The organism is Collinsella aerofaciens, from assembly GCF_040926265.1.
Classification (GTDB): Bacteria; Actinomycetota; Coriobacteriia; order Coriobacteriales; family Coriobacteriaceae; genus Collinsella; species Collinsella aerofaciens_BB.
The window spans coordinates 2796-10899 of the sequence record NZ_JBCOIL010000018.1; the positions used below are offsets into that span (position 1 = coordinate 2796).

Below are 8104 nucleotides of genomic sequence, written 5' to 3' on the forward strand. Positions count from 1 at the left end.
ACGTTCTTAAATGACTAGTCAAACAAGAACGTCCCCAACGACTAGTCATTTAAGAACGTCCCCAACGACTAGCTAATAAAACGGCGCCCGCCGGCGATGTTGCCGGCGGGCGCCGTTGTCTTGAAGACGAAATGATTCGTTTTCCTCCGTCCCCAAGGGATCATTACAACGAGTCGATAAAGCGCTGCTGGGCGGCGCGGCCGGCTTCGTCCCACTTGAAAACGCCGGCGTTGTCGAGCACGTGGCCAAACACCACGCCGACCTCCTCGTGCAGGATATCGATGGCGTTGTCGGCCGTAAGTTCGTCGGCGCGGCGGGCATAGACATCCTCGGCCCATGCGGCGTGGCTGCGGCATAGATCATCGCCCTCGAGCGCACCGGCAAGGTCGTAGCTGGCATCGGCCTTGGCTGCCAGCAGATGCTCGCGGACAGCGCCGAGCTCGGGAACCAGGCGCGGCGGAAGAATGGCCAGGCCCATGACCTCGATCAGGCCGATGTTTTCCTTTTTAATATGGTGATACTCGGCATGCGGGTGGAAAACGCCCAACGGATGCTCGTCGGTCGTGATGTTGCAGCGAAGCGCCAGGTAGGCCTCGTAGATCTCGCCGCCAGCATTGCCGCGGGAGTCGACACGGCGGATGACGGGCGTCACGGTGTTGTGCGCAACGCCGTCGGCTGTGCGCGCGACGACGCCAACCGACTCATCGGTCCACTCGCGCCAAGCGAGGATAATCTTCTCGGCAGCGTCGAGCAGCTGAGCACGGTCATGCGAGCGCAGCCGCAGCACCGAGAGCGGCCACTGCAGCACGGTGCCGCTGACCTGGTCAAATCCGGGCATGCTAAACTGCGAGACCTCGGCGGCATGCATCATGGGGAACTCGTGTGCGCCGCCCTGGAAGTGGTCGTGCGACAGAATTGAGCCGCCCACGATGGGCAGGTCGGCGTTGGAGCCAATAAAGTAGTGCGGGAACAGGTCCACAAAGTCGAGCAGGCAGGTCAGCCCCTTGCGGTCGACGTGCATCGGGCGATGCTCGGAGCTCATAGCAATGCAGTGCTCGTTAAAGTATGCGTACGGGCTGTACTGGAAGCCCCAGCGCTCGCCGTCGAGCTGAATGGGGATAACGCGCAGGTTCTGACGGGCGGGGTGGGCGCCGCCGTCGGCTGTTGCGGAGCGTCCTGGATAGCCCTCGTTTTCGATACAGAGCTGGCAGGCGGGATACTTCTCGCCCGTGTTCTTGGCCACACCGGCCGCGGCGATATCGCGCGGGTCCTTCTCAGGCTTGGACAGGTTGATGGTAATCTCCAGGTCACCCCAGTTGGTGGGGGTGCTCCATTTGATGTTGCGCGCGATAGCGGCGCGGCGCACGTAGCCGGCGTCGCAGCACAGACCGTAGAACCAGTCGGTCGCGGCGCGGGGCTCGTTGACGCCCATGCGGCCGTTGAACTCCTCGTTTACAACCGAAGGCCTCGGCATCAGCGCGCCCATGATGCGCATGGCGATGCGGTCGCGGCCCGACGCCGTGTCCTCGGCGGCGCCGTTGGCAACGGCGGCCTCGGCAAGCGCGGCGAGCGTGCCCTCCAGGTCAAAGTCGGGCAGGGTATCGGGGTGCAAGAGCGAGAGTTTCTCGACCTGGAGCGCCCAGGCCATGTCGAGCGCCGGGCCCGTAGCACCGATGCACTCGAGAATGGTGTTGTACGCCCAGATGCGATCGTCCTGGCCGACCATCGATCGGTGGATAGCGTACTCGATCAGGTTCTGCGCGGCCTCGCGCACGTCAGTCATTACAGCCATGCCGCGTAAGCCCCCTTGTCAGAGATGGCGTAGTGACGGGCAGAGCCTTCGCCCAGCCAGCCGTTCATCTTGGCGATGAAGGTGTCGACCAGGTCGAGCGGCACGAAGGCCTGGATGGTGCCACCAAAGCCGCCACCGTGGATACGAACGGCGCCGCGGCCGTCGAGCACGTGCTCGGCCAGCGCCAGGGCATACATGGAAGGCTGCTCGGAGCCCAGCTTGGCAACGACATTCTGCAGGTACATGGCAGAGCTGGCGCCGGACTCGCGCGTCAGGACCAGGAACTGATCGATGTCGCCGGCGTTGAGCGCTGCCCAGCGCTTATCGACCAGGCCATTCTCGTACCAGTAGTGAACGGCGCGCAGGCAGGCACGGTCGCCCAGCTTGGCGCGCAGCTCGGGGAGCTTGGCGTCAAAGTCCGCCACGTTTACCTCGCACAGGCGTGCCTTGCCAAACTCGGCGGCGACGTCTTGCATCTCGCGCGGAACGGCGGCGTAGTCGTCGGTGGCTGCCACGTGATCGGCACCGACCTTAACGAGCACGAGCGCATAGCCGTGATCCTCAAAGTTGAGCTCGAGCTTCTGGGTTTTAGGCTGAGCCTGGTCCTCAAAGTCCATGTAGGCGAGGCCGCCCAGGCACACAGCGGCCTGGTCCATCAGGCCGCAGGGCTTGCCATAGTAGTTGTTCTCGGTGCGCTGGCTCATCTGGGCGAGCGCGACGGGCTCGATGGCGGGTGCGCCCCAGAGCGTCTCCATGGCGCGACCGTATGCCGCCTCGACAGCAGCGGAGCTGGAAAGGCCGCCGCCCGAGGGGACAGAGCAGGTGAAGGCGAAGTCGAAGCCGTGGGGCTCAACGCCCAGAGCAGCGATTTCGTGGGCCATGCCGCGGACGAGGCTCGCGGACGTGCCCTTCTCGGACTCCTGAACGTCTAGCGTGTCGAGCGTGATCTCAAACGTAGGATAGCCCTCGTCGGCAACGCGAACCTTGTTTGAATCGGTTGCCACGGCGATGCCGTCGACGGCGACATCGAGCGAGCCGGCGATAACGTGGCCACCCTCGTGGTCAGTGTGGTTGCCGCTGATCTCGGAGCGGCCGGGCGCGTGCACGTAGAGCACCTGGCGGTCGCCGATGGGGCCAAACTCCTCCTCGAACAGCTTGGTGAGCGTGGCGAATGTCTTTTCGTCGGGGGTGGTCATGGGGGTCCTTTCCTTGGCGCGCCCGGGTGGGTTTTGCGTCGTTATGAGTACGTTAACAACTTGAAGCGGCATGAACTAAGTGTTCACGATGCCGCACGTTACGGGCTATGTTAACGTACTCATAACACAACGCTTGTCACTTTTTGAGAATCTGGTAATCGGTAGAAATACAGCCGTGAACGGTACTGCCGTATGGACTTATAAAGCAGAAGAGATGCAGATAGAAAAAGTAGAGTACGTTAACATGCGTCCGACGATAGCGGGCCTCGGCGCGGGGTGCATCTCTGCCTGGGCCGGCATTCACGCTATTCAGATCTCGCAAGGTTGAAGGTGATCCTGTGGCAAGGCGCCCGTCCAACGATACAGGTACGCGTCCAGTCTCCATGGCCGACGTCGCCCGCGCTGCCGGCGTTTCGCAGCAGACGGTTTCGCGCGTCGCCAACGGCTTGCCCAACGTTAACGAACAGACGCGCCAGCGCGTGCAGGCCGCTATGCAAGAGCTCGGCTTTCGTCCGAGTTATGCCGGTCGCTCGCTGCGCGACGGTCGCTACCATTCGGTCGGCCTGTGCGTCAACGATGTCACCAAGTTTGGCAACCTCTCTATGATCGACGGCATCGCCAGCGCTGCTCGCGAGCATAATTGCGCCATCACGCTGGTCGAGATGTCCAAGACCGAGGAGTTTTCGCTTGCCGAGGCCACGCGTCGTATGGCCGCGCTGCCCGTGGACGGCATCATCATCGGCATGAGCCGCATGGCGCCCGATTTTGAGACGTTTGATCCACTGCCGGGTATTGGCACGGTCATCGTTACCATGTACGCGCACCCGCGGGTGACCACGGTCGACTCCGACCATTACGGCTGCTCGCTATTGCTTATGGATCACCTGTTTGAGCTGGGGCACGAGCAAATTCGCTATATCGGCGGCCCGTCGTTCTCGGTCGACGAGCAATTTCGTCGCGCCGGTTGGCAGGATGCACTCGAGCGTAAACACATCGAGCCGGCTGAGCCGCTCGAGGGCGACTGGTCTGCCAACAGCGGCTACGAGGCCGGCAGGTACCTGGCCGAGCATGACCGCACTATGACGGCGATTTACGCGGCAAACGATCAGATGGCAAATGGCGCGATTGCCGCGCTGCGTGATAGCGGCCTGCGCGTGCCCGAGGACGTAAGTGTGGTGGGCGTCGACGATTCGCTCGATGATTTTGTAGCACACAACGAGCTCACGACCGTGCGATTCGATCTACATCAGCGCGGACGCGAGGTATTCGAGCATGCGGTTCCCGAGGCGGGTACGGCGGGCAAAACCGTTGCCATCCGTATTCCCGGCCAGCTCATTATTCGACATAGCACGGCGATACTGCGCGCATAGTTTGTGCAGGTCAACGGCGGTATATTCCGCCTCAATAACAATCGATAAGGATGCTGGCGGATAGCCGTGGCTATGCAGCCGAGTGTTATGATAGACGGGTTCTTTTGTCTATCTAGGAGGCTTTGCCTGATGGAGATCACCAAGGATATCCGCTACATCGGTGTCGACGATCACGACATTGACCTGTTCGAGGGCCAGTACGACGTGTCCGAGAACGGTATGGCATACAACAGCTACGTTATCTTGGGCGATAAAATCGCCGTCGCCGATTCGGTCGACGGTGGTTTTGTCGACGAGTGGCTCGACAACCTCGAGGTTGCGCTCGATGGACGTACGCCCGACTACCTGGTTATCCATCACATGGAGCCCGATCACTCCGCCGGTATAGCCGCCTTTATGGAGCGCTATCCCCAGGCGCAGATTGTTGCCAGCATGGGTGCTTTCCGCATGATGGTCAACTACTTTGGCACCGACTTCCCCGAGCGTAAGATGGTCGTCAAAGAGGGCGACGTTCTCGACCTGGGCGGCCACAGCCTGACCTTTATCGGCGCCCCCAACGTTCACTGGCCCGAGGTGCTCTTCTCCTACGAGTCCACCGACAAGGTGCTTTTTAGTGCCGACGGTTTTGGCAAGTTTGGCGCCAACGACATCGAGGATCCCGAGGGCTGGGCTTGCGAAGCGCGCCGTTACTACTTTGGCATCGTCGGTAAGTTCGGCAAGTTCGTGCAGGCCGTCCTCAAGAAGGCCGCCGATCTGGACATCCAGATCATCTGTCCGCTTCACGGTCCTGTTCTTAGCGAGAACCTGGGCTATTACCTCGACACCTACAACACCTGGTCGAGCTATCAGCCCGAGGACAAGGGCATCACGATTGCCTATGCGAGTGTGTACGGGCATCTGAAGGCTGCCGTCGAGGAGCTCGCATCTGCGCTTGAGGCTCGCGGCCAGAAGGTCTCCGTCTTTGACCTGGCTCGTGACGACATGGCCGAGGCCGTTGAGGATGCGTTCCGCTACGACCGTCTGGTGCTCGCCTCCATTACCTATCAGGGCGAGATCTTCCCGTTCATGAGCACCTTTATCCATACGCTCGCCGAGCATGCCTACCAGAACCGCACCGTGGCGCTCGTCGAGGCCGGCTCTTGGGCGCCCGCTGCTGCCAAGGTTATGACCAAGGAGCTCGAGGGCATGAAGGACATCACCCTGGCGCAGAACAAAGTGACCGTCCTGGGTTCGCTCAACGACGCATCGCGCGCCCAGATCGAGGCCCTCGCCGACGAGCTTTCCAAGTAGCGATATTTCGCTTTTGACGCTCAACCACCACAAAGGGGACAGGCACCTTTGTGGTGGTTTTTGTTTAAGCGTCAGCGATGAGGAGATTTGGGCGGGCGTCGTCGACGATCTCGGCGATTGAGGTGGCAACGGCATGATCGGGGTCACGGTCCATCACGATGGTGTCGACATCTGCCAGCTCGGCAAAGCGGTACATGCCACGTCCGTTAACCTTGCTGGCGTCCATGAGGGCGACGCTTTGACGGGCGGCGCCGACCATAGCCGCTTTGGTCTCGGCCATCTGCGGAAAGTCGGTCGTAAAGCCGCAGCGGGGGACAAAGGCGCCGGGGCACATGACGGCAAGGTCGGCGTGGACCATTTGGAGCGCCTGCATGGTAAGTGGGCCGTACAGATAGCGATGACCTTTGCGTAGTGCCCCACCCAGCATGACGACATCGACCGAGGGCATGCTCTCGTCGATATAATCGGCGATGGTAATGTCGGCCGTGATGACGGTGATGCCGTCGCGCTGATCGAGGAGCCGGACAAACTCGAGAGCGGTGGTGCCGGAGTCGACGAGCAGGGTGTCACCATTGCCGACGAGCTCGATGGCGCTTTGCGCGATGGCTTGCTTGGCGGCGACATTGACGTTGATGCGGCGATCCTGGGTGGATACGGTCAGTCGCTTCTGGAGAGACACGGCGCCACCATGCGTGCGGCGCAACTTGCCGGACTCGGCGAGCGCGTCCAGGTCGGCGCGGGCGGTAACGGAGGACACGCCAAAGGTCTGGGCGATTTCTGCCACTTGCACCGAGGCGTTATGCTCGAGCATCTCCATGATGGCGGAACGACGCTCATCGGCGAAAGATCGGGTTGTTGCGTGGGCCATGTTTGCTCCATTCTCGGCTAAATTTGTAGGAATTGTGTTGAGTCTATTTTCGTTCATTTTCTTTTTGAGTAAGAAAACACCTTTCGATTACTTATCTTTTCTATAAAAGAAAGACGCTGAACGCCCAAAATTCAATATCGAACATGTCCACTCGGCTCATATTCCTTCCGTTTACTTTTCAAAAACGACTGTATTGACCTGCATGGGCTCAATATCTCGCGCGTGTAAAGCCGCTGAATTTCATACAATGAGCGCAGAAAAACGCAAGGTAAAACGCCTTGTGAACAACTACGCCCGATGTCCAGATGCGGGCGAGGGAGAGGAGCAAACGCTCATGGCACTTGTTACCACCGAAAAGATGCTCAAGGACGCTCAGGCCGGCCACTACGCTGTTGGCGCTTTCAACGTCGAGAACCTCGAGTTTGTTATGGCCGTTCTGGCCGCTGCCGAGGAGACCAAGTCCCCCGTCATCATGCAGACCACCCCGGGCACCATCAAGACCGCTGGCCTGGATTACTTCTACGGCATGGTCAAGGCTGCCGCCGAGCGCGCTTCCGTGCCCGTCGCTCTGCACCTCGATCACGGCGATGGCTATGACCGCTGCATGCAGGCTTTCCGCACGGGCTACACCTCTGTCATGATCGACGGTTCGCACGAGTCCTTCGAGGACAACATCGCCCTGACCAAGTCCGTCGCCGACGCTGGCCGCGCCATGGGCGTGCCCGTCGAGGCCGAGCTCGGCAAGGTTGGCGGCAAGGAGGACGACGGTCCCGCGGTTGAGGGCGAGAGCCCCTACACCGATCCTGCTGAGGCCAAGGAGTTCGTCGAGCGTACCGGCTGCACTTCCCTCGCTATTGGTGTTGGCACCAGCCACGGTGTGTACACGAGCGATCCGCACATCGAGCAGTCCGTGGTCAAGGCCATCCGCGACGCCGTCGACGTGCCGCTGGTTCTGCACGGCACCTCTGGTGTGCCCGATGAGCAGGTTGCCGAGGCTGTGAAGAACGGCATCTGCAAGGTTAACTACGCCACCGAGCTGCGTCAGGCCTACACCAAGGGCTTCATGGCCTACATGGCCGAGAACCCCGCCTGCTTCGACCCCAAGAAGCCGGCCAAGGAGGGCATGCGTGAGATCACCGAGCTGGTTAAGATCCGCATGACCAACCTCAACTCTGTGGGCAAAGCAGAGTAACAGCAAGGGTACTCCGACTCGCTACATATCCCGGGGAGGGACGAGGACTTAGTTCCCCAATCGTCCTCGGGCACGCAAAAAGCCTCGCTGCGCACTTCGTGCGGCGAGGCTTTTTGCCCCCTGCGGAAAGATTGGGGAACTAAGCCCTCGTCCCTCCCAGGTTGACCTACTCGAGGTCGTCGCCCTTGTGGCGTTAGGTCTGAAAATAATAAGAAGCCTTCGCGCTGCGGAATGATTTTGGAAACTAAGTACGGGACCCGCCCAAGCCGTCCTGCTCGATCGCCCTTGTGGCGTTAGTGTCGGAAAAATAAGACGTTGCTTTTTGCCCCCTGCGGAAAGATTGGGGAACTAAGCCCTCGTCCCTCCCAGGTTGACCTACTCGAGGTCGTCGCCCGT

General features: G+C 60.7%; 6 protein-coding genes. 3 read left to right on the top strand and 3 right to left on the bottom strand.

The window, feature by feature from the left end; translation table 11 throughout:
- Positions 1-163: 163 nt before the first annotated feature.
- Both AB5767_RS06455 and AB5767_RS06460 read right to left on the bottom strand, forming a co-directional pair.
- A complete protein-coding gene (locus AB5767_RS06455; RefSeq protein WP_368132075.1) occupies positions 164-1792 on the bottom strand; it encodes a UDP-glucose--hexose-1-phosphate uridylyltransferase in 1629 nt (542 codons plus the stop codon).
- The gene (locus AB5767_RS06460; RefSeq protein ID WP_368132076.1) at positions 1783-2988 is read right to left on the bottom strand and encodes a galactokinase; all 1206 of its coding nucleotides are present in this window, start codon (positions 2986-2988) and stop codon (positions 1783-1785) included. Before AB5767_RS06460 ends, AB5767_RS06455 begins: the two co-directional genes overlap by 10 nt.
- A 383-nt stretch (positions 2989-3371) precedes the next feature.
- Here AB5767_RS06460 and AB5767_RS06465 point away from each other — a divergent pair, with 383 nt between their 5' ends.
- Together AB5767_RS06465 and AB5767_RS06470 are read left to right on the top strand one after the other, a co-directional pair.
- Positions 3372-4358, top strand: coding sequence for a LacI family DNA-binding transcriptional regulator (locus AB5767_RS06465; protein ID WP_368132096.1), 987 nt, complete (start codon positions 3372-3374; stop codon positions 4356-4358).
- 129 nt (positions 4359-4487) lie between these two features.
- A complete protein-coding gene (locus AB5767_RS06470; protein WP_368132077.1) occupies positions 4488-5648 on the top strand; it encodes an FprA family A-type flavoprotein in 1161 nt (386 codons plus the stop codon).
- Positions 5649-5712: 64 nt separating this feature from the next.
- On the opposite strand, the gene AB5767_RS06475 is transcribed toward AB5767_RS06470, so the two are convergent.
- Positions 5713-6516 (bottom strand): DeoR/GlpR family DNA-binding transcription regulator, encoded by an 804-nt coding sequence (locus AB5767_RS06475; RefSeq protein ID WP_368132078.1) that lies wholly within the window; start codon positions 6514-6516, stop codon positions 5713-5715.
- Between the two features lie 334 nt (positions 6517-6850).
- On the opposite strand from AB5767_RS06475, the gene AB5767_RS06480 reads away from it, so the two are divergent.
- Complete coding sequence (locus AB5767_RS06480) at positions 6851-7708, top strand: class II fructose-bisphosphate aldolase (RefSeq protein ID WP_022095149.1); 858 nt, start codon at positions 6851-6853, stop codon at positions 7706-7708.
- Positions 7709-8104: the final 396 nt, after the last annotated feature.